Raw genomic sequence first — 18,298 nt, 5'->3', positions numbered from 1 at the left:
CATGCAGGGTCCCCTCGATATCACTCCGGCCGGCCTCGTGGCCGAGTTCACGCGCCTGCAGCAGAAGCTGGGCGCCGGCCTGCAGACCCTGCGCGTGGTCGACGACGTCGACTTCGGCGCTACCCCGCGGCAGGAGGTCTGGCGCGACGGCAAGGTGGTGCTGTACCGCTTCATCGGCGCCAAGGCACCGACCGCGCAGGTGCCGCTGCTGATCGCCTACGCGCTGGTCAACCGCCCGTACATGGTCGACCTGCAGGACGACAAGTCGCTGGTGCGCCAGCTGCTCGCCCGCGGCGAAGACGTATACATCATCGACTGGGGCTACCCGGACCGTTCCGACCGGTACCTCACACTCGAGGACTACATCGAACGCTTCATCGGCGGCGCGGTCGACCACCTGCGCGCCACGCACGGCCTGGACGCGATCAACCTGCTCGGCATCTGCCAGGGCGGCGCGTTCTCGCTGAGCTACGCCGCGCTCAACCCGGCCAAGGTGCGCAACCTGGTCACCATGGTCACGCCGGTGGATTTCCACACCGACGACAACATGCTGTCCAACTGGACGCGCGGTATCGACGTGGACCTGTTCGTCGACACGCTCGGCAACGTGCCCGCCGACATGATGAACCTGTGCTACCTGACGCTGAAGCCATGGCGGCTGTTCGTCCAGAAGTACGTCGGCCTTGCCGACATACTCGACGACAAGGCCGCGCTGGAGGATTTCCTGCGCATGGAGAAGTGGATCTTCGACTCGCCCGACCAGGCAGGCGAGGCATTCCGCCAGTTCATCAAGCAGTTCTACCAGGGCAACGGCTTCGTCAACGGCGGCATCGTCATCGGTGGCCGCGAGGTGCACCTGGGCCTCGTGGAGATGCCGGTGCTCAACATCTACGCCGAACAGGACCACCTGGTGCCGCCGTCGGCATCGCGGCCGATGGGCGGCCTGGTGGGTACCGACGACTATTCGGAGCTGTCGTTCCGCGGCGGGCATATCGGCATCTACGTGTCCGGGCGCGCGCAGAAGCTGGTGCCCGACGCCATCCACGGCTGGCTGGCCGAACGATGAGCACCCGTCCCGGGCTCAGCCGTTCGCGCGAGGACCGCGTGCTCGCCGGGGTCATCGGCGGCATCGCGCGCCGCTTCGGCTGGAACTCGACGCTGCTGCGGATCATCTACGTGCTGGTCGCCGCGGCGTCGATCGCATTCCCCGGCATCCTGGTGTACCTGGCGCTGTGGCTGCTGGTGCCCGAGGACGATTGAACGCGGAGCGTGCGCTGCGCCCGCTGGCGCATGTGCTCGGGATCGCCTGGGCGCTGCCGTACACGCTTGCCGGCGCCGTCGCCGGATGCGCCGCGCTGCCGTTCGGCGCACGCCTGACAGTGCGGCCGCGCGATCTCGCGCTGGTGTTCGACCGTGTCCCGTGGGGCCCCGGCGGCGCATTGACGCTGGGCAACGTCATCCTGCACACCGGCGACACGCTCGACTGCGCCTGCCATACCTACGCGCACCGCGCGGGACTGGGCGAGGAGCCGTCGATCGCTCTTGCCGACCACGAGCGTGCCCACGTGCTGCAGTACATGGTGCTGGGCGTGCTGTTCCTGCCGCTGTATTTCATGTGCGGAGGCATCAGCGTGCGCAACCGCTTCGAGCGCGCGGCGGACCGCTACGCGCAGACCGGTCGCGGATGGTGGCCGTGGTCGGCTGGTCGGACGAACGGTCGACGCAGTTGACGTCCGGGTAACACGCGCTGCGATACCCTGCTCGCGTCGAAGAACAAGCGGAAGGCGAAAGCCCGACGCAATCGCTTCGACAACGGAAGGCTCAGCCCGCCGGGGAAAACCCGACCGACTGGGCCTTTCTTTATGCGGGCCTCGTGTACGGGGAAAAGCGCGGCGCGGATGTGACGCGGGTGCCGGATGCCAAGGGCCTTTGCGCCCAAGCAGTTCATCCGGAACGGCGGGCAGAACGACTCATTCTTGCGGCACCGCCACGCCGCGCCGTGGGCTGATGCGTGCAGCGGTCGCCACGTCCGGCAACTGCAGGTCGTGGATCCAGCCTGCCAGCAGCGCGTGGTAGCCCTCGGGATTGCGCAGGTCGACGCGCTCGCCGTCGACTTCGGTGAATTCGTGGATGCCGTGGTCGGTGCCCGGGTAGAGCACGATGTCGATCGGCCGCTGCTGCGCCTGCAGTTCCTGCAGGCGTGCGAGCGTGTTGGCCGGCGGCGCCTCGCGATCGTCTCCCGCCAGCACCCAGAGCTGTGGCACCTGCAGGCTTGCGAGCACCGGCAGCGGGTCGTGATGCCACGGCGTGCCCACGTCGCGACCCCGCGCCATGCTGCGCACCAGCCATTGCGGCAACCATGCGGGGATCCGCAGCAGTTCACCGCTGAACTCGCCCTCGACATCGTCCAGCCAGGCCTCGCCGGCGTAGCGTGCGCGCACCGTCGCAAGCTGGTCGAAGCCGCGCGTGAAGCCCGATGCCATGACCTCGCCGCTGGCGTCGGTGAGTTCGCGCGCCTTGCGCAGCACGTCGTCGCCGTGGCCGCGCGCCCGCAGCACCGACATGACTTCCTCGCGATCTTCCGCCAGAGGGCTTTCCGCCAGGCCGTACAACGCCACCACGTAACCCGCCTTGCCGCGCGACGCCGCCAGCGGCGCCACCCAGCCGGCCTGGCTGCCGCCCACGAAACCGGCATGCGAATACTTGCTGCCGGCCATGCGCCGCGCCTCGGCCATCGCCGCGACCGCGTCATCGGCGAGCACCTCGAAGTCCTGCGTGTAGCTGCCCTGCGACGCGCCGGTGCCACGCTTGTCGTACACGAACGTCGCCACCCCCTGCGCCGGCAGCAGGTACTGCAGTGCCTGCCTGTCCACCGCCGACCATGACTCCGAGCCATGCACCAGCACGGCCAGCGGCAGCGGCGAGCGCGTTGGCAGCGGCAGGACCAGGCGTCCGCGCAGTTCGATCCCGTTGCTGCGGAAGCGCACGTCGCGGATCTCCTGTGGCATGCGGGTCGCGGTGGACGGCGGCTCGGCGCCGAACGCGACCTGCATGCGGCCACGGCGGCATGCTCCGAACACCGCGGTGGCCGATGGCGGGCCGGCCTCGCGCCAGCCCTCGGTGGCCGCGATCGTGTCGCCGAGTGCGTGGCCCGTGGTCTCGAACCTGCCGGTGCGTCCGTCCAGCAGGCGATAGCGCAGGCCGTCGTCCACCGGCGACAGCACGAACGGCGCACCCGTGGCGGTGCGCCATGCACCAGCCTGGCAGGCGAAATCGGCAGGCAGGGGCGTGGCCGCGGGTGCGGCCTGTTGCGGTGCGCACGCGGCCAGCAGGCAGAGCGCGGTGGCGACGAGGGCCGCGCGGATCACGCGCATCGGGGCAGGGGGCATCGGTTTTCGTTGGCGGGTAGTGGAATCAGGGCAATGCTACTGCCGGCAGGCACGCCATCGGGTCCGTAGCGGCGCTCGGCGAACACGACCGCGGCGGCACCAAACAGCACCACGCTGCTGCAGCGCGTGCCGTAACGCGGCCCGCGTACGAACGGCGGCGACAGCGCGCGCTCCAGCTCGAGGCCCACGCCGGTGTCGGGCAGCGCACCGTCAGGCGCGTGTGTCTCGTCGGCAAGCGCACTGAACAGCGGATCGAGTGCCGTCGGCACGGCCATCGGATCGGCCAGCGCCAGCGGCGACTCCAGCCACGCGGCCAAGGCGCGCGTGGCGTGCGTGCTCTTGGGCCATGCGGCGTCGAATGCGCCGTTGGACATCGCATGCACGCCGGCGGCCACCGGCGCGGGCGGCTGGCGTGGCCGGTTGCTGGCGTGGACCAGGACGTCGCCGTCGCAGAACACGGCGTTGAACGGCCCGTAGTCGCTGCCGGGGACGCGCGCCGCGGCAAAGGCCACCGGGCCGTCGGAGCCACGGACGAAGTCACGCACCAGCCAGCCGCGCGAACGTGGCGCCGGCGTGGCATCGGCGCGGCCGTCGCGCACGTTGGTCACCGCGGCCAGGCGGCCCTGCGCGGACACCTGCAGCCAACCGCCACCCTGGACCAGGTCGCGGCCACCGTAGACCGCTGGCGCACCGGGATCCAGCGCCGCGGGCGCGGTCGGGCGGGCATGGAATTCGTCGCGGTTGGCGGCGATCGCCAGCAGGTGGCGCGGGTGATGGCGCCAGGCGAGGGCGATCAGGCACATGCCGCCATGATAGCCGTGCCGCGCCAACCACGGGCGGCGCCAGGCGGGATGCGGTCAGCCGTTGGCCTGGACGATCACGGCCTCGCCATCACCCAGCGCCAGCGCGACGCCGGTGGGCGTGCCGGTGACGACATAGCGGCGATAGGCATGTTCGGAGGCGGCGCGGACGGCATCGTCCGGCGAGGCGTGGTGGTCGAGCAGGAGGCGGTGAAAGCTGACGTCCCAGCCCGCATCGCCGGCTGGTTCCACGTTGAGCAGGATCCGCGTCATGGCGGTCACCCGAAGGCGGGGAGCGGTTGCCGGCCCAGCACCACGACCTGATCCTGGTCGTGGCCGATCGTCCTTGAATGGCGGCGTCCCCGTCCGTTGGGGCGCTGTGCTGCCGGAACGGACAGGTTCCCAGATCGGGTGCCGCCTGGGCATCGGCCCTTCACGGCAAACGCTGTCAGATTTTTCCTACAAGCCTGGTGCCGGAAGTGGGACTCGAACCCACACGCTTTTAAGGGCGGCGGATTTTGAGTCCGCTGCGTCTACCGATTCCGCCATTCCGGCGCGGCCGCGAAGTATATCGTCCGCCGCGCGCGCTGTGAGGGTCGCGATCGATCGCCGTCAGGCGGCGTCGGTCTGCAGCGTGTTGTCGACGCGCCGGTACCACTCGCCCGAATGCGGCTCGAAGCGCGAGCAGCATTCCAGCGGCGCTTCGTAGATGTGCAGTGACACCGCCACCACGTCCGGGCTGGCGTTGCGGATGGTGTGGTACTCGTGCGGCGGAATCAGGCTGCCGGCGCTGCCCGGGCCTGCCTGGATGCCACCCGCGGCGCGGAAGCGGACGCGATCGCCGTCGCGTTCGAGCAGTTCGTACTGGGTGATCTCGAGCTCGCCGTTCCACACGCCTTCCACGCACCAGCAGCCGGCATGGTCGTGGATCGGCGTGCCCTGTCCCGGCCCCCAGGTCATCGCGACCACGCTGTAGCCGTGCACCGCGCTGCGATACAGCTCGCGGCGCGCGTAGTGGCCGGAGATCGGGGCGTGCACGCAGTCCGGAAGCCTGACCTCGGGATCGCGGATCAGGATGCACAGCACGGTGCGCAGCGCCGCGGTGACCGCGTGGCAATCGCCGCTGGCGATGGCCGTGTCGATGGCGGTGAGCATGCGTTCGCGGCCCGGGAACGCGATGTCGGGTGCCGCGGTTGCGATGGTGTTGGCGGTTGCAGTCATGCTTCGAGTGTACGACGCCGCCCGCATCGCCGCCGGAGCGCCCGTGTTGCAGCGCACCAGCGCGGCGCGGTTACAGCGCGCCCAGGAACCCGCCAACCGCCGGCGTGAAACGTTCGAAATCGACCAGGAACGCGTCATGGCCCTGCGGCGAGGGCAATCCGAGGAAGTCGGCCTGCACGCCCCCGGCGCGCAGGCCGTCGGCGATCTGCTCCTGCTGCTGCAGCGGGAACAGGATGTCGGTGGCCACGCCGATCGCCAGCGCGCGCTCCACCTGGATGGCGGCCAGGCCCGCTTCGGTGGTGCCGGCGCAGCTCTCGCCCAGGTCGAACCAGTCCATCGAGCGGCTGAGGTAGAGGTAGCAATTGGGATCGAAATTGCGCACGAAGCGCCGCGCATGGGCCTCGAGATAGCTCTCGACCTCGAACTCCAGGCCGAACGGGTCCTCGCCGTCGCGGCGGTCGGAGTCCAGGCGCACGCGCCCGAAGCGCCCGTCCCATTCCAGCGCCGAGCGGTAGGTGATGACGCCGAGCTTGCGCGCCATGCGCATGCCGCTTTCCGGGTAGTGCGCCTCGTCGTACTCGCCGTTGTTCCAGTTGGGGTCAAGGCGGATGGCCTCGCGCTGCAGCGAGCGGATCGCAATCGAGAACGGCAGCGCGCGCGCCGCGCCGGAAATGTTGATGTGGCTGCGCGCGATGCCCGGGTGGCGCGCGAGCAGGGCCAGCGCCGACATGCCGCCCATCGAGTTGCCGATCACGCTCGCGAGCTTGTTGATTCCCAGCGCGCGCACCACGTGCGCGGCGGCGTCGGCGATGTCCTCGATCGACAGCTCCGGGAATGCCAGGCGCCAGGGCGCGCCGGTCGCGGGGTCGATCGATGCCGGACCGCTCGAGCCCTTGCAGCTGCCGAGCGAGTTCACGCAGACCACGAACCAGCGGTCGGTGTCGATCGCCTTGCCCGGTCCCACCATCGCCTCCCACCAGCCCGGCGACGGGTCGGCTTCGCTGGCAGCGGCGTGGGCGTCGGGCGACAGCCCGGTCAGGATGAGCACGGCGTTGCCGCATGCGGCATCAAGCCGGCCCCAGGTCTCATAGGCCACGCGGCCCGACAGCAGCGCGCCGCCGCGCTTGATGGCGAACGGCGAGGGCAGGTCGATCCAGCGCGTGCCGGGCGGAATGAATTCGGTCATGGCGGCAAGTCTAGACCGCGACGTCGCCGCGGCCGCGATGACAGCCACGCGTCAGTCGCGCCCGGCACCGATCACCAGCTCGATGGTGGCGTCGCTGGGCAGCGTGACCCGCACCGGCGCCGACTCGATGTCGTTGTCGCTGCGCTCCGCGGTGCCGCTGGCGGACAGGCGCGCGGTCACCACCACGTCGCGCAGATGCGAGAGCTTGCTGGTGGGCATGGGGCTGTCCGCATCGTCGAGCACGATGTCGAGCGGCAGGTCCTGGATGGCGTGGCGTTCGGCGGCCACTGGCATCGGCGGGCCATCCGGCGCGCGCGCCATCACGAACACCGTGGCGTCGCCGCGGAGGCGTACACGCGCGGCGAAATCCGGGTCCAAGCTGACCTTGACGCGCAGGCCGGCGGACGTCGAGACCGGTCCGGCAGGCGGCACCGCGCTGGCCGTGGCGGCGCCGGCCGCATCGCCCGGTGCAGCACCGGCGGCCTGGCGCGCGATGGCGATCTGCTCGCGCAGGCTCAGCGCCGTGGCGGCATCGACATCGGGCAGCAGGGCTTCCCAGGTGGCGGCGGCTTCGGCATCCAGGCCGCGCTGGCGCTGGGCGATGCCGATGAACCAGCGTGCGCGCTGGTCGCGCGGCTGGAGGGCCACCGCGCGCTCCAGCAGGGCGAACGCGCTGTCGTCGAACAGCTTGCGGGGATGCGTCTCGGCGCGGGCCTGGGCGGCTTCAACAAGCAGTGCCGGATCATCGGCAACCAGCTCCAGCGCCTTGGCGTAGGCGGCGTTCGCGCCTGCGGCATCACCTTGCGCCTTGAGGGAGCGGGCCAGCAGCTGCCAGCCTTCGGGCTGGTCGGGATTGCGCGCGAGCGCTTCGCGAAGTTCGCTGACGGCGGCCTGGAACGCAGCCGGGTCGACCTGCTCCGCGGCGCCTGACGGGGCAGCCGCGACGCTGCGCGCCGCGGCTTCAAGCGCCGCCGGGTTGCCGAGCATCTGGTACAGCGCGAGCGCCAGCACCGGCACCACGGCCACCACGCCCGCGTACGCGCGCGGTGATGCCTTGCGCAGCGGCAGCGCAACAAGGCCTGTGGCGACCAGCGCGACCAGCACCAGCGCGATCATGAACACGATCGCCATCACCACTCCTGCCTGTCGTCATCGGGGGTCAGGCGGTTCACGCCGGCGCGCTTGCGCACCACGTGCACCAGCGCCGCCGCGCCCAGCAGCAGGACGATGCCCGGGCCAAACCACAGCAGCCAGGTGCCGCCGCCGAGCTGCGGGCGATACAGCACGAATTCGCCGTAGCGCTCGACCAGGAACGTCTTGATCTCCGCATCGCTGCGGCCTTCGCGCATCAGGTCGAAGACCTCGCGGCGCAGGTCGTGGGCGATCGCCGCGTCGGAATCGGCCAGCGACTGGTTCTGGCACATCACGCAGCGCAACTCGGACACCAGCGCGTGGAAGCGGCGCTCCTCCGCGCGGTCCTGGAACTCCAGGGGCGCCACGTCGCGAACCACCTGCGCGATGACCGGCGCCGGTGGCAGCACCGCGAGCAACAGGCACGCGAGGAACGCCAGCAGTGCGGTACGCGTCATCATCCTTCCTTCGCCATGGCGTCCACCATCGGGGCCAGCACGTCGTCGACGATCTCGTCGGTCAGCGGCCCGATGTGCTTCCAGCGGATGATGCCTTGGGCGTCGACCAGGAACGTTTCCGGTGCGCCATAGATGCCCCACTGGATGGCGGTGCGGCCTTCGTAGTCGGTGATCACCACCCAGTACGGATTGCCGAACTGTTCAAGCCAGCGCAGCGCATCGGCCGGCTCGTCCTTCCAGTTGTAGCCGATGACGCGGATGCGCTTGGTCTCGGCATACTTCGCCAGCACCGGATGTTCGTCGCGGCAGGCCGGGCACCAGCTACCCCAGATGTTGAGCAGGTAGGGCTGGCCGCGCAGGTCGGCGCTGCCAACGCGGTAGCTGGCATCGTGCAGGACCGGCAGCGAGAACTCCGGGGCTGCGCGCCCGATCAGCGGTGAAGGCAGCGACTCGCGGTCGGGGCGGTCGGACTGGCGGACGCCGTAATAAAGCAGCGCAACCAGGACGATGAAACCACCTGCGATGGCAAGTGCAAGCAGCCGGCGGCTGCGGCTGGCGGGTGCGGGCGTGTTCATTGTGCGTCCCTCGGCGGCAACCTGAAGCGCCGGTCGGCTGCGGTCACGAATCCACCCAGGGCCATCAGCAGCGCGCCCGACCAGATCCAGCGCACGAACGGCTTGACGTGCAGGCGCACCGCCCAGCTTTCGCCGCCCAGCGGCTCGCCCAGCGCCACGAAGATGTCGGCGGTCACGCCGGCGTGGATGCCGGCATCGGTCATCACCTGGCCACCGCTCGCATACGCACGCTTCTCGGGATGCAGCAGCGTCAGCGGCTTGTCGTCGCGGAACACCTGTACCGTGCCACGGTCGGCCATGTAGTTGGGGCCTGGCACCCGCTCCACGCCGTCGAAGCGGAACGCGTAGCGGCCGATCTCGTGTGTCTGCCCCGGCGTCATCGGGAGCTCGCGCAGCACGTTCTGCGCCTCCACCAGCAGCGCGCCCATCACGAACACCGCCACGCCCAGGTGCGCCAGGGTCATGCCCAGCATCTCGGCGGTGAAGCGGCCGCCCTTCGCGCGGAAGCGCGTCCACACGAAGCGCAGCGTGCCGAACGCGACCCAGGCGGCGCCGCCCACGCCGGCCGCGGTCTTGGCCGCGCCCTGCGGCGCGGTGAACCAGGCGACGACCGCGAGCGCAAGCGCCAGCGCGAACCAGGGTGCCAGCATCGCCAGCGGCCGCGACGGCTGCTCCTGCTGCCAGCGGGTGAGCGGTCCGAACGGGATCAGCAGGACCAGCGGCGCCATCAGCACCAGGAACAGCGTGCCGAAGTAGGGCGGGCCGACCGAGATCTTGCCGAGGTCGAGCGCGTCGGCGATCAGCGGGTACAGCGTGCCCAGCAGCACCATCGCGCAGGCCGAGGCCAGCAGCAGGTTGTTGACCAGCAGCAGGGTCTCGCGCGAGCTGGCGGCGAACGGCTTGCCGTCCTGCATCTTCGGCGCGCGCAGCACGTATACCAGCAGCGCGCCGCCGATCACGATGCCGAGGAAGGCGAGGATGAAGAGCCCCCGCGACGGGTCGGCGGCAAACGAATGCACGCTGGTCAGCACGCCCGAACGCACCAGGAACGCGCCGAGCAGCGACAGCGAGAACGCCGCGATCGCGAGCAGAATGGTCCAGCTGTTGAAGCTGCCGCGCTTCTCGCTGACCGCCTGCGAATGCAGCAGCGCGGCGCCGACCAGCCACGGCATGAAGCTCGCGTTCTCCACCGGGTCCCAGAACCACCAGCCGCCCCAGCCGAGCTCGTAGTACGCCCACCAGCTGCCCAACGCGATGCCCAGCGTCAGGAAGCCCCAGGCGACGTTGGTCCACGGCCGCGTCCAGCGCAGCCAGCGCTTGTCGAGGTCGCCTTCGAGCAGCGCGGCGATCGAGAACGCGAACGGCACCACGAAACCGATGTAGCCGATGTAGAGCATCGGGGGATGGATGATCATCCCCGGGTCCTGCAGCAGCGGGTTGAGATCGTGGCCTTCCAGCGCCGCCGGCAGCAGGCGTTCGAACGGGTTGGAGGTGAACAGCATGAACGACAGGAAGCCCACCGCCACCAGGCCGATCACGCCGAGCGCGCGTGCGCTGAAATGCAGCGGCATGCGCCCGGACGTCAGCGCCACCGCGGCGTTCCAGGCGGCGAGCATCAGCGACCACAGCAACAGCGAACCCTCGTGCGAGCCCCACACCGCGGTGTAGCGGTAGACCATCGGCAGCAGCGAGTTGGAGTTGTCGGCCACGTAGCGCACCGAAAAATCCTGGCCGACGAAGGCCGCGGTCAGCGCCGCATAGGCCGCGGCCACCAGCACCAGCTGGGCGACCGCCGCGGGGCGCGCCACCGCCATCCAGCCAACGTGGCCGCGACTGGCGCCGGCCAGCGGCAACACGCCCTGCAGCAGTGCGAACAGCAGCGCGAGGACCAGCGCGGCTTGGCCGAGTTCGGGCAACACCTAGCGGTCGCCCGGGGCAGGCGCGGCGGGCAGGGTGACGTCGTGCTTCTGGTGCGCCAGACCCATCTTGTCGGCGACTTCCTTGGGCACGTAGGTCTCGTCGTGCTTGGCCAGCACCTGTTCGGCGACGAAGGTGCCGTCATCACGCATGCGGCCGGTGGCCACCACCGCCTGGTTCTCGCGGAACAGGTCCGGGAGGATGCCGGCGAACACCACCGGCATTTCCGCATCGCCGTCGGTGACGCGGAAATGCGCCTCCATCGAGCCCGCCTCGCGCCGGAACGAATCGCCCGCCACCATGCCGCCCAGCCGGAAGCGGCTTGCGCCCGAGGCGACCTCGGTGCCGGCGCGGCCGTCGAGGATTTCCGCGGGCGTGTACAGATAGGCCACGTTGCGCTGCAGCGCCGCGGCAACCAGCACGGCAACCAGGCTCGCGGCCACGACCAGCGCGACCACGAACCACAGGCGCCGGCGTCGGGTGGGATTCATCGCTTCAGTTCTCCAGTGGTGTCGGTGCGCCGCGGCGCCGGACGCGCGGCCTGTCGCCGCGCGATGCGTACCTGCCGCGCGATGCGCAGGCGCGGGGCGACGAAATCCCAGGCCAGCATGGCCGCGAACACGGCGTATGCGGCGATCACGTATTCGCGGTAGCTCACGCCGGCCCCTCCAGTTGCCGCCGCACCCAGTCCTTGCCGGCCTCGCGCTGCAGGTTGTCGGCGCGCGCGCGCGCCAGCAGCGAGCCGGCGAACCAGAGCTTGGTGCCGACCAGCATCCACACCAGCGGCGGCAGCATGCTCGCGTCCATCGACGATTCGCCGAACAGGCGGATGGTCTGGCCCTGGTGCAGCGAGTTCCACCACACCACGGAGTAGCGGATGACCGGCAGCATCACCACCCCGACCACCGCCAGCAGGCCGGCGGCGCGCGCCGCGGCACGGCGGTCGTCGATGGCGTGGTACAGCCCGATCACGCCCAGGTACAGGAACAGCAGCACCAGTTCCGTGGTCAGGCGCGGATCCCAGTCCCACCAGGTGCCCCACATCGGCTTGCCCCAGATCGACCCGGTCAGCAGCGTCACCAGGGTGAAGGCGGCGCCGACCGGCGCGCAGGCCATCGCCAGGATCTCGCACAACTTGATCCGCCAGACCAGCGCGATCGCGGCATACAGCGCCATCAGGCCGAACACGGCCAGGCTCATCCATGCCGCTGGTACATGGATGTAGAGGATCCGGAAGCTGTCGCCCTGCTGGTAGTCGGCCGGCACCTGGAACAGCGCGCCGTACGCGCCCACGGCCATCAGCAGCAGGCCCAGTCCGTACCCCCACGGCGCCCAGCGCGCGGCGAAGCGGTCGAAGTAGGGGGGTGACCCGAGCTGGTGGAACCAGCGGATCACCGGGTGCATCTGCGACATCAGGTTCTCGCCAGGCGGAGGGGGCAGGGCCCCACAGGGCAGGGGGAGCGTGTCGCATTGTCGGACATGTCCCGCTGACAGGCCATTTTTTCAGGTTTCCCGCGCCGGGCCAAGCACGATGGCCGGGACGGTTCAGCCCAGCGCGATGCGGATCGCCGCCGCCGCGGCCAGCGGCGCCAGCACCAGCGCCGCCACCAGGCCCGCGGCCAGCAGCAGCAGCCCGCCGACCGGGTCGAAGCCCTGCGCGGCCGCGGTCACCGCGCCCGCACCGAACACGAGCACCGGCACGTACAGCGGCAGCGCCAGCAGGGCGACCAGGATGCCGGAGCGGCGCATGCCCACGGTGAGCGCGGCCACCACCGCGCCGAGCAGCGCCAGCAGCGGGGTGCCGAGCGCCATCGACACCATCAACACCGGCAGGTGCTCCCGTGGCAGGCCCATCAGTTCCGCCAGCAGCGGCATCGCCACCAGCAGCGGCAGCGAGGTCGTCAGCCAGTGCGTGGCCACGCGCACCAGCACCAGCCAGGCGAGCGGTACCGGCGCCAGCAGCCATTGTTCCAGCGAGCCGTCATCGGCATCGCCGCGGAACAGTGTGTCCAGCGCCAGCAGCCCGGATAGCAGCACGGCGACCCACAGCGCCCCGGGCGCCACCCGCGCCAGCATCACCGGCTCGCTGCCCAGGGCGAGTGCGAACAGCACCAGCACCAGCAGCGCGAACAGCGCCGGCTGCAGGGCATCGCCGCGCCGCCGCCACAGCAGGCGAACGTCGCGCACGACCAGCGCGCGGGCCGCAGGCCACATCACGACGGCCGCTCCAGTGTCAGCAGGCGCGTGCGTACAGGAGGCGCCGCATAGGCGCCGTGGGTGGTGACCAGTGCCGCGCCGCCGTCGCGCAGGTGTGCCTGGACCATGCGGTTCACCAGTTCGATGCCGTCCAGGTCGAGGTTTGCGTAGGGCTCGTCGAGCAGCCACAGCGGCGCCGGCGACAGCCACAGGCGCGCCAGCGACAGGCGCTTGCGCTGTCCGGCCGACAGCTGGCGCGCCAGCGCGTCCTCATAGCCGGCGAGGCCGACGGTCGCCATCGCCTCCTCGAGCGACATGCCCGGGCGCTTGCCGTGCAGGCCGCACAGGAACTCCAGGTTCTCGAGCGCGCCCAGGTCGACCTTCTGCGCCGCGAGGTGGCCGAGGTAGGCCACCAGGCGTGCGCGCAGCGCAGGGACCGCTGGCCGCCCCTGCAGCCTGAGCTCACCGCCGTCGGCATGCAGCAGGCCGGCGAGCACGCGCAGCAGGGTGGTCTTGCCGGCGCCGTTGTCGCCCTGCACCAGCAATGCCTCGCCCGCGGCCACGTCGAAATCGACCGGGCCGAACACAGGCAGCTCGTTGCGCGCGAAGCGCAGGCCGCGCGCGGACAGCAGCGGCGTTGGTGGCGGATCAGGGGACTCGGGCATCGTGCGGCCGCGGCCGCGACGGCGACCAGGTGGCGGTCATTCTAGCCAGTCGACCAGGTCCTGGCGTTCGTATCCCGCAGGGCGTGCCGCGTACATGCGCAGTCGCACCACGCCGCCGCGCGGCCACCACAGCGTGCCGAGCTGCTCGAAACGCCGTGCGAGCGCATCGAAATCGTTGACGGCCATGTCCATCACCAGCCAGCCCGGCTCACGCCAGCTGCGGTTGACCGCGGAGGCGAAGGCCGGCAGGTGCGGCGCGCCGCGTTCCAGCAGCATGTCCTGCAGGGCGGCATCCTGGCGGCGATTGACCGCGTCCTCGCGCGGCACGGAATCCGGGTCCCACGCCGACAGGATCCCGAAGCTCGTGGCAGCCGGGTACGCGAGGTCGAGGGACGGCATCGGCAGCCCGATGCGGACGTCGTGCCAGTCGCCGTCCAGCCCCCAGCGGTACTCGGCATCGAGGTAGGCGTCCGCCAGCAGCGACAGCGTCCTGGCATCGGGGGGAAGTGGGGCGGGCATGCCGGCGATTTAACCTGCTGCCGCCGCCCCCGTAAACTCCATCGTTTCCCGGCACGGTGCCGGAATGGAGGAATCGCGATGCCCGGCACCAAACTGCCCAAGGTCGGCACCACCATCTTCAGCGTGATGTCGCAGCTGGCCGCCGAACACCGCGCGGTCAACCTGGGCCAGGGTTTTCCCGATTTCGACGTGCCCGCGCGGCTGGTCGATGCGCTCGACCGCGCGATGCGCGCGGGCCACAACCAGTACGCGCCGATGACCGGCATCGCCGCGCTGCGCGAGGCGATCGCCGACAAGACCGCCGCGCTGTACGGGCACCGCCCGGATCCCGATGCGGAGGTGACGGTGACCAGCGGCGCCACCGAAGCGATCTTCAACGCCATCCATGCCGTGGTGCGCGCCGGCGACGAGGTGGTGGTGCTGGATCCGGCCTACGACTGCTACGAGCCGGCGATCGACCTTGCGGGTGCACGCGCGGTGCACGTGCCGCTCGACCCGGCCACGTTCGCGCCGGACTGGCAGCGCGTGCGCGACACGATCGGCCCGCGCACCCGCATGCTGATCATCAATTCGCCGCACAACCCCTCCGGCGCGATGCTGTCGGCGGCGGACATGGAGGAGGTGGCCGCAATCGTCGCAGAGACCGGCGTCTGGCTGCTGTCGGACGAGGTCTACGAGCACATCGTCTTCGATGGCGCGCGCCATGAATCGGCGCTGCGCCATCCGGCGCTCCGCGAGCGCACGTTCGTGGTGTCGAGCTTCGGCAAGACCTACCACTGCACCGGCTGGAAGGTCGGCTACTGCATCGCACCGCCGGGGCTGTCGGCCGAATTCCGCAAGGTGCACCAGTACAACGTGTTCTGTACCTTCGCGCCGGCGCAGCACGCCTTCGCCGAGATGCTGCGCGAGGAGCCGGAGCACCATCTGGGCCTCGGTGCGTTCTACGAGGCCAAGCGCGACGCCTTCCGCGCCCGGCTGCTGGAAACGCGGCTGCGGCCGCTGCCGGTGCCCGGCGGCTATTTCCAGCTGGTCGACTATTCCGGCGTCAGCGACCTCGACGACGCGGCCTTCTGCCGCTGGCTCACGGTCGAGCACGGCGTCGCGGCGATCCCGCTGTCACCGTTCTACGATGCGCCGCCCGCCGGGCAGCGCCTTGCGCGGCTGTGCTTTGCCAAGAACCAGGCCACGCTGGACGCGGCGATCGAGCGGCTGCGGCGGCTCTAGCCCGGTCGCCGGGGCGGTGCGCAATGCCGCCCCGAGCGATTAAGATCGCGGCATGGACAATCTGCGCATCTCCCTTGTCCAGGGCGACACGCTCTGGCACGACCCCGCCGGCAACCGCGACTACTACGGTGAGCTGATCGCCCCGCTGCGCGGCACCACGGACCTGGTGCTGCTGCCGGAAACCTTTACCAGCGGCTTCAGCAACGCGGCCCTCGACCAGGCCGAAGGCATGGACGGGCCGACGGTCGCCTGGATGCGCCAGCACGCCACTGCGATCGGCGCCGTGGTGGCCGGCAGCGTGCAGCTGCGCGACGGCGACCAGGTGTTCAACCGCCTGCTCTGGGTGGACCCGAAGGGCGACGTGCTGCATTACGACAAGCGCCACCTGTTCCGCTACGCGGGCGAGCACGAACGCTATGCCGCGGGCAAGGCGCGCCTGGTGGTCGAGCTCAAGGGCTGGCGGATCAATCCGCTGGTCTGCTACGACCTGCGCTTCCCGGTGTTCGCGCGCAACCGCCAGGACGCGGACGGTCGCCCGGAGTTCGACCTGCAGTTCTACATCGCCAACTGGCCTGCGGCGCGCGCGCATGCCTGGAAGACGTTGCTGCGTGCGCGCGCCATCGAGAACCTGTGTTACGTGGCCGGCCTCAACCGCGTCGGCCGTGACGGCAACGGCCTGGCGTACGACGGCGACAGTGCGGTGATCGACTTCATGGGTACGGCGCTGAGCGAATGCACCGACGAAGAGGTGGTGGTCACCACGACCCTGCTGGCCGGCGAGCTCGCGGCCCACCGAGCGCGGTTCCCGGCGCTGCTCGACGGCGACGCCTTCAGCCTCGACGGGGTCTGATCGCGCGCCGTTGACGATCGCGGGGGCACGATGGCGCCATCACAGCGCAGGAGTCGGCCATGGGCCAGGTCGCCCCGAGGGTACTCACCCGCAACGAGGACATCCGTGCGATCGAGGCGCGCAGCGCCCTGCTGCCCGACGAGGCGATCGTTGCGGTGACCATGCGCGACGGCAGCCTGGTGCAGGGCACCGTCGCCATGCGGCCCATCGTGCAGGTGTTCCTGGACACGCACGGGCAGGAAGGATTGAACGCGGTCGTGCGCATCGACGACGCGCACGATCCGCCGCAGACCCATTACCTGTGGCTGGACGACATCAGCGGGATCCGCCAGCTCGGAACCGCCTAGGCACGGCCCCCGCAGCTGCGGGGAACCGTATCGCGCATCCTGGCGTCAGGCGCCGCGACGTCCGCCGCCACCACCGCCACCACCTGGACCTCGCGGGCCGCGGTTGCCACCCGCCGGGCGGCTGCCACCCGGACGACCGCCGCCGGGCTTGCCTGCGCCGGGGTTGCCACCAGGGCGCCCGCCGGGACGGCCGGGTCCGGCACTGGCACCCGGGCGTCCAGCACCCGGACGTGCGCCCGCCGGGCGCGCACCACGCGGACGTTCCTGCGCCGCATAGCCGCCGGCGTGGTCGGACGGGAACGAGGGCGCATTGCCGGGATGGCCGTACGGACGCGCCGCACGCTGCGGCTTGCCACCACCCGGGCCGCCGGCACCGCCGGGACGCCCCTGTCCGCCGCCACCGGGCCGGCCCTGGCCGCCACCCGGACCCGCCTTGCGCGCGCCATACGGCTTGGGCCCCGCAGGGCCTGCGTTGCGATGGCCACTCGGGCCGGTGTCGACGCCGTCCGGCACGTACCAGCTGCGGAACGCCGCCGGGTTGCCTTCGGGCAGCGCACGCTGGTCGCGGCGCGGCTTGAGCGGATTGTGCGACTGGCGCGCCGCCGCCTCGCCGGTGACGGTCAGGCCACCGGAGGGCCGGTGCTGGCCGCGACGGCCGCGGTCCTCGCGGACGTTGTCGAAGCGGCGCAGTTCACGGCCTTCGTCGGCGGTGCTGTGGCCGCCGACGTAGCCGGCCGAACGCGGGCGGTCGCCGACATGCAGGGTGGACTTGGACGCCCTGCGCTGGCCGATCACCGGCAGCAGGGTCAGCGCCGCGGGTGCGCCGTCATCGAGCTTGAGCTCGCGGCGCAGGGCCTCGACCTTGTCCGCGGCGAGCTCCTGCGACTGGCCGCGCAGCAGCGGCTGCGGCAGTTCCACCGAGCCGTAGCGGATGCGCTTTAGGCGGCTCACCTGGCAGCCCTGCGACTCCCACAGCCGGCGGACCTCGCGGTTGCGGCCTTCCTTCAGCAGCACCTGGAACCATTCGTTGGAATCGGTGCCGCCGATGCGCTTGACCTCGTCGAACTTCGCCGGGCCGTCCTCGAGCGCCACGCCACGACGCAGGCGGTCGACGATCTTCTCGTCCACCTTGTCCTCGCCCTCCGGCGCACGGACACGGCACACGTACTCGCGCGCGACCTCGAACGACGGATGCATCATCGCGTTGGCGATCTCGCCGTCGGTGGTCAGCAGCAACAGGCCGGTGGTGTTGATGTCGAGGCGGCCGATGGCGATCCAGCGGGCGCCCTTGAGCGTGGGCAGCGAGTCGAAGATGGTCGGCCGGCCTTCGGGATCCTCGCGCGTGGTGACCTCGCCCTCGGGCTTGTTGTAGATCAGCACGCGCGCGGGTTCGGTCAGCGCGCTGGCCACGAAGCTGCGGCCGTCGAGTTCGACACGGTCGCCGCCGCGGATGCTCATGCCGGTCTGCGCGACTTCGCCGTTCACCTTCACCAGGCCGTCGGCGATGCGCTGCTCGAGCGCGCGCCGCGAGCCGAGCCCGGCCTGCGCGAGCACCTTGTGCAGGCGTTCTTCCATGCGCGGGGTGGCGGCCTCGGGGACGCCGTTGGCGTCGGTGCCGCGCTTGAGCGACAGCTTGCGGCCGCCCTTCTTGTCTTCAGTCATTCTCTGCTCCGGTGCTGTCGCCTTCTACGGCGAGGGCATCTGTGTATGCCGCTTCCTGCGGCTGGGGTGTGTCGAGATCCGGCGCAGCGGCGTCCGCGGCGTCGGGGGGTGTGTGGTCTGGCGCCGTGTCAGCGGTGTCGTCCGTGTCGTCGTCGCCG

22 protein-coding genes and 1 tRNA gene are annotated in these 18,298 nt (G+C 70.8%); 6 read left to right on the top strand and 17 right to left on the bottom strand.

Annotated features, from left to right (window positions below):
• Position 1: 1 nt before the first annotated feature.
• The 3 genes from IDM46_RS07540 to IDM46_RS07530 are packed head-to-tail and all read left to right on the top strand — an operon-like array spanning position 2 to position 1,730.
• Positions 2 to 1,066, top strand: coding sequence for a class III poly(R)-hydroxyalkanoic acid synthase subunit PhaC (locus IDM46_RS07540; RefSeq protein ID WP_182820862.1), 1,065 nt, complete (start codon positions 2 to 4; stop codon positions 1,064 to 1,066).
• Positions 1,063 to 1,260, top strand: a complete 198-nt coding sequence (locus tag IDM46_RS07535) for a PspC domain-containing protein (protein ID WP_182820864.1) — start codon at positions 1,063 to 1,065, stop codon at positions 1,258 to 1,260. Before IDM46_RS07540 ends, IDM46_RS07535 begins: the two co-directional genes overlap by 4 nt.
• A 41-nt stretch (positions 1,261 to 1,301) precedes the next feature.
• On the top strand, positions 1,302 to 1,730 hold the full coding sequence (locus IDM46_RS07530) for a hypothetical protein (RefSeq protein WP_223878064.1): 429 nt from the start codon (positions 1,302 to 1,304) through the stop codon (positions 1,728 to 1,730).
• A gap of 240 nt (positions 1,731 to 1,970) precedes the next feature.
• Here IDM46_RS07530 and IDM46_RS07525 read toward each other — a convergent pair whose 3' ends face one another.
• The 16 genes from IDM46_RS07525 to IDM46_RS07450 all read right to left on the bottom strand — a co-directional run bounded on the left by IDM46_RS07525 (position 1,971) and on the right by IDM46_RS07450 (position 14,057).
• Positions 1,971 to 3,389 carry an alpha/beta hydrolase gene (locus tag IDM46_RS07525; protein ID WP_182820868.1) on the bottom strand — a complete coding sequence of 473 codons (1,419 nt, stop codon included), beginning with the start codon at positions 3,387 to 3,389 and terminating at the stop codon, positions 1,971 to 1,973.
• Positions 3,365 to 4,192 carry an NRDE family protein gene (locus IDM46_RS07520; protein ID WP_185115356.1) on the bottom strand — a complete coding sequence of 276 codons (828 nt, stop codon included), beginning with the start codon at positions 4,190 to 4,192 and terminating at the stop codon, positions 3,365 to 3,367. The genes IDM46_RS07525 and IDM46_RS07520 overlap by 25 nt, the downstream gene beginning before the upstream one ends.
• A gap of 54 nt (positions 4,193 to 4,246) precedes the next feature.
• Positions 4,247 to 4,462, bottom strand: a complete 216-nt coding sequence (locus tag IDM46_RS07515; RefSeq protein ID WP_182820872.1) for a hypothetical protein — start codon at positions 4,460 to 4,462, stop codon at positions 4,247 to 4,249.
• A gap of 195 nt (positions 4,463 to 4,657) precedes the next feature.
• A tRNA-Leu gene (locus IDM46_RS07510) sits at positions 4,658 to 4,744 on the bottom strand.
• A gap of 57 nt (positions 4,745 to 4,801) precedes the next feature.
• Positions 4,802 to 5,410: a cysteine dioxygenase family protein gene (locus IDM46_RS07505; protein ID WP_182820899.1), complete on the bottom strand. Its 609-nt coding sequence runs from the start codon at positions 5,408 to 5,410 to the stop codon at positions 4,802 to 4,804.
• Positions 5,411 to 5,480: 70 nt separating this feature from the next.
• Positions 5,481 to 6,596, bottom strand: a complete 1,116-nt coding sequence (locus tag IDM46_RS07500; protein WP_182820901.1) for a homoserine O-acetyltransferase — start codon at positions 6,594 to 6,596, stop codon at positions 5,481 to 5,483.
• 51 nt (positions 6,597 to 6,647) lie between these two features.
• Positions 6,648 to 7,727 carry a cytochrome C biogenesis protein gene (locus IDM46_RS07495; RefSeq protein WP_221441846.1) on the bottom strand — a complete coding sequence of 360 codons (1,080 nt, stop codon included), beginning with the start codon at positions 7,725 to 7,727 and terminating at the stop codon, positions 6,648 to 6,650.
• On the bottom strand, positions 7,727 to 8,185 hold the full coding sequence (locus IDM46_RS07490) for a cytochrome c-type biogenesis protein (protein WP_185115354.1): 459 nt from the start codon (positions 8,183 to 8,185) through the stop codon (positions 7,727 to 7,729). Before IDM46_RS07490 ends, IDM46_RS07495 begins: the two co-directional genes overlap by 1 nt.
• Positions 8,185 to 8,760 (bottom strand): DsbE family thiol:disulfide interchange protein, encoded by a 576-nt coding sequence (locus IDM46_RS07485; RefSeq protein WP_185115353.1) that lies wholly within the window; start codon positions 8,758 to 8,760, stop codon positions 8,185 to 8,187. Before IDM46_RS07485 ends, IDM46_RS07490 begins: the two co-directional genes overlap by 1 nt.
• Positions 8,757 to 10,679: a heme lyase CcmF/NrfE family subunit gene (locus IDM46_RS07480; protein ID WP_182820909.1), complete on the bottom strand. Its 1,923-nt coding sequence runs from the start codon at positions 10,677 to 10,679 to the stop codon at positions 8,757 to 8,759. Before IDM46_RS07480 ends, IDM46_RS07485 begins: the two co-directional genes overlap by 4 nt.
• Positions 10,680 to 11,168, bottom strand: a complete 489-nt coding sequence (gene ccmE / locus IDM46_RS07475; RefSeq protein ID WP_182820911.1) for a cytochrome c maturation protein CcmE — start codon at positions 11,166 to 11,168, stop codon at positions 10,680 to 10,682.
• On the bottom strand, positions 11,165 to 11,335 hold the full coding sequence (locus IDM46_RS07470; RefSeq protein ID WP_185115352.1) for a heme exporter protein CcmD: 171 nt from the start codon (positions 11,333 to 11,335) through the stop codon (positions 11,165 to 11,167). The genes ccmE and IDM46_RS07470 overlap by 4 nt, the downstream gene beginning before the upstream one ends.
• Positions 11,332 to 12,081: a heme ABC transporter permease gene (locus IDM46_RS07465; RefSeq protein WP_182823668.1), complete on the bottom strand. Its 750-nt coding sequence runs from the start codon at positions 12,079 to 12,081 to the stop codon at positions 11,332 to 11,334. The genes IDM46_RS07470 and IDM46_RS07465 overlap by 4 nt, the downstream gene beginning before the upstream one ends.
• Positions 12,082 to 12,222: 141 nt before the next feature.
• A complete protein-coding gene (ccmB, locus tag IDM46_RS07460) occupies positions 12,223 to 12,891 on the bottom strand; it encodes a heme exporter protein CcmB (RefSeq protein ID WP_185115351.1) in 669 nt (222 codons plus the stop codon).
• Complete coding sequence (gene ccmA / locus IDM46_RS07455; RefSeq protein WP_185115350.1) at positions 12,891 to 13,538, bottom strand: heme ABC exporter ATP-binding protein CcmA; 648 nt, start codon at positions 13,536 to 13,538, stop codon at positions 12,891 to 12,893. The genes ccmB and ccmA overlap by 1 nt, the downstream gene beginning before the upstream one ends.
• A 36-nt stretch (positions 13,539 to 13,574) precedes the next feature.
• On the bottom strand, positions 13,575 to 14,057 hold the full coding sequence (locus IDM46_RS07450; protein WP_182820920.1) for a DUF3293 domain-containing protein: 483 nt from the start codon (positions 14,055 to 14,057) through the stop codon (positions 13,575 to 13,577).
• 78 nt (positions 14,058 to 14,135) lie between these two features.
• On the opposite strand from IDM46_RS07450, the gene IDM46_RS07445 reads away from it, so the two are divergent.
• From IDM46_RS07445 to IDM46_RS07435, 3 genes are read left to right on the top strand one after another with little or no spacing between them, the layout of a single operon-like run.
• Entirely contained in the window at positions 14,136 to 15,281 is a 1,146-nt protein-coding gene (locus IDM46_RS07445) for a pyridoxal phosphate-dependent aminotransferase (protein ID WP_182820922.1), read from the top strand.
• Between the two features lie 52 nt (positions 15,282 to 15,333).
• Entirely contained in the window at positions 15,334 to 16,131 is a 798-nt protein-coding gene (locus IDM46_RS07440) for an amidohydrolase (RefSeq protein WP_182820925.1), read from the top strand.
• Between the two features lie 59 nt (positions 16,132 to 16,190).
• Positions 16,191 to 16,478: a DUF3247 family protein gene (locus IDM46_RS07435; protein ID WP_182820927.1), complete on the top strand. Its 288-nt coding sequence runs from the start codon at positions 16,191 to 16,193 to the stop codon at positions 16,476 to 16,478.
• Positions 16,479 to 16,523: 45 nt separating this feature from the next.
• On the opposite strand, the gene IDM46_RS07430 is transcribed toward IDM46_RS07435, so the two are convergent.
• The gene (locus IDM46_RS07430) at positions 16,524 to 18,140 is read right to left on the bottom strand and encodes a pseudouridine synthase (protein WP_185115349.1); all 1,617 of its coding nucleotides are present in this window, start codon (positions 18,138 to 18,140) and stop codon (positions 16,524 to 16,526) included.
• Between the last annotated feature and the right edge of the window lie 158 nt (positions 18,141 to 18,298).

Origin of the sequence: Luteimonas sp. MC1825 (assembly GCF_014764385.1) — a bacterium.
Classification (GTDB): domain Bacteria; phylum Pseudomonadota; class Gammaproteobacteria; order Xanthomonadales; family Xanthomonadaceae; genus Luteimonas.
Note: the sequence above shows the minus strand (reverse complement) of the source record. Positions and strands in the feature narration are given on the sequence as shown.

Excerpts from the sequence above, each read along its gene's own strand:
- IDM46_RS07540 (WP_182820862.1), top strand. The coding sequence starts at position 2 with ATGCAGGGTCCCCTCGATATCACTCCGGCCGGCCTCGTGGCCGAGTTC.
- IDM46_RS07535 (WP_182820864.1), top strand. The coding sequence starts at position 1,063 with ATGAGCACCCGTCCCGGGCTCAGCCGTTCGCGCGAGGACCGCGTGCTC.
- IDM46_RS07525 (WP_182820868.1), bottom strand. The coding sequence starts at position 3,389 with ATGCCCCCTGCCCCGATGCGCGTGATCCGCGCGGCCCTCGTCGCCACC.
- IDM46_RS07520 (WP_185115356.1), bottom strand. The coding sequence starts at position 4,192 with ATGTGCCTGATCGCCCTCGCCTGGCGCCATCACCCGCGCCACCTGCTG.
- IDM46_RS07515 (WP_182820872.1), bottom strand. The coding sequence starts at position 4,462 with ATGACGCGGATCCTGCTCAACGTGGAACCAGCCGGCGATGCGGGCTGG.
- IDM46_RS07505 (WP_182820899.1), bottom strand. The coding sequence starts at position 5,410 with ATGACTGCAACCGCCAACACCATCGCAACCGCGGCACCCGACATCGCG.
- IDM46_RS07500 (WP_182820901.1), bottom strand. The coding sequence starts at position 6,596 with ATGACCGAATTCATTCCGCCCGGCACGCGCTGGATCGACCTGCCCTCG.
- IDM46_RS07495 (WP_221441846.1), bottom strand. The coding sequence starts at position 7,727 with ATGGCGATCGTGTTCATGATCGCGCTGGTGCTGGTCGCGCTGGTCGCC.
- IDM46_RS07490 (WP_185115354.1), bottom strand. The coding sequence starts at position 8,185 with ATGACGCGTACCGCACTGCTGGCGTTCCTCGCGTGCCTGTTGCTCGCG.
- IDM46_RS07485 (WP_185115353.1), bottom strand. The coding sequence starts at position 8,760 with ATGAACACGCCCGCACCCGCCAGCCGCAGCCGCCGGCTGCTTGCACTT.
- ccmE (WP_182820911.1), bottom strand. The coding sequence starts at position 11,168 with ATGAATCCCACCCGACGCCGGCGCCTGTGGTTCGTGGTCGCGCTGGTC.
- IDM46_RS07465 (WP_182823668.1), bottom strand. The coding sequence starts at position 12,081 with ATGCACCCGGTGATCCGCTGGTTCCACCAGCTCGGGTCACCCCCCTAC.
- ccmB (WP_185115351.1), bottom strand. The coding sequence starts at position 12,891 with ATGTGGCCTGCGGCCCGCGCGCTGGTCGTGCGCGACGTTCGCCTGCTG.
- ccmA (WP_185115350.1), bottom strand. The coding sequence starts at position 13,538 with ATGCCCGAGTCCCCTGATCCGCCACCAACGCCGCTGCTGTCCGCGCGC.
- IDM46_RS07450 (WP_182820920.1), bottom strand. The coding sequence starts at position 14,057 with ATGCCCGCCCCACTTCCCCCCGATGCCAGGACGCTGTCGCTGCTGGCG.
- IDM46_RS07445 (WP_182820922.1), top strand. The coding sequence starts at position 14,136 with ATGCCCGGCACCAAACTGCCCAAGGTCGGCACCACCATCTTCAGCGTG.
- IDM46_RS07440 (WP_182820925.1), top strand. The coding sequence starts at position 15,334 with ATGGACAATCTGCGCATCTCCCTTGTCCAGGGCGACACGCTCTGGCAC.
- IDM46_RS07435 (WP_182820927.1), top strand. The coding sequence starts at position 16,191 with ATGGGCCAGGTCGCCCCGAGGGTACTCACCCGCAACGAGGACATCCGT.
- IDM46_RS07430 (WP_185115349.1), bottom strand. The coding sequence starts at position 18,140 with ATGACTGAAGACAAGAAGGGCGGCCGCAAGCTGTCGCTCAAGCGCGGC.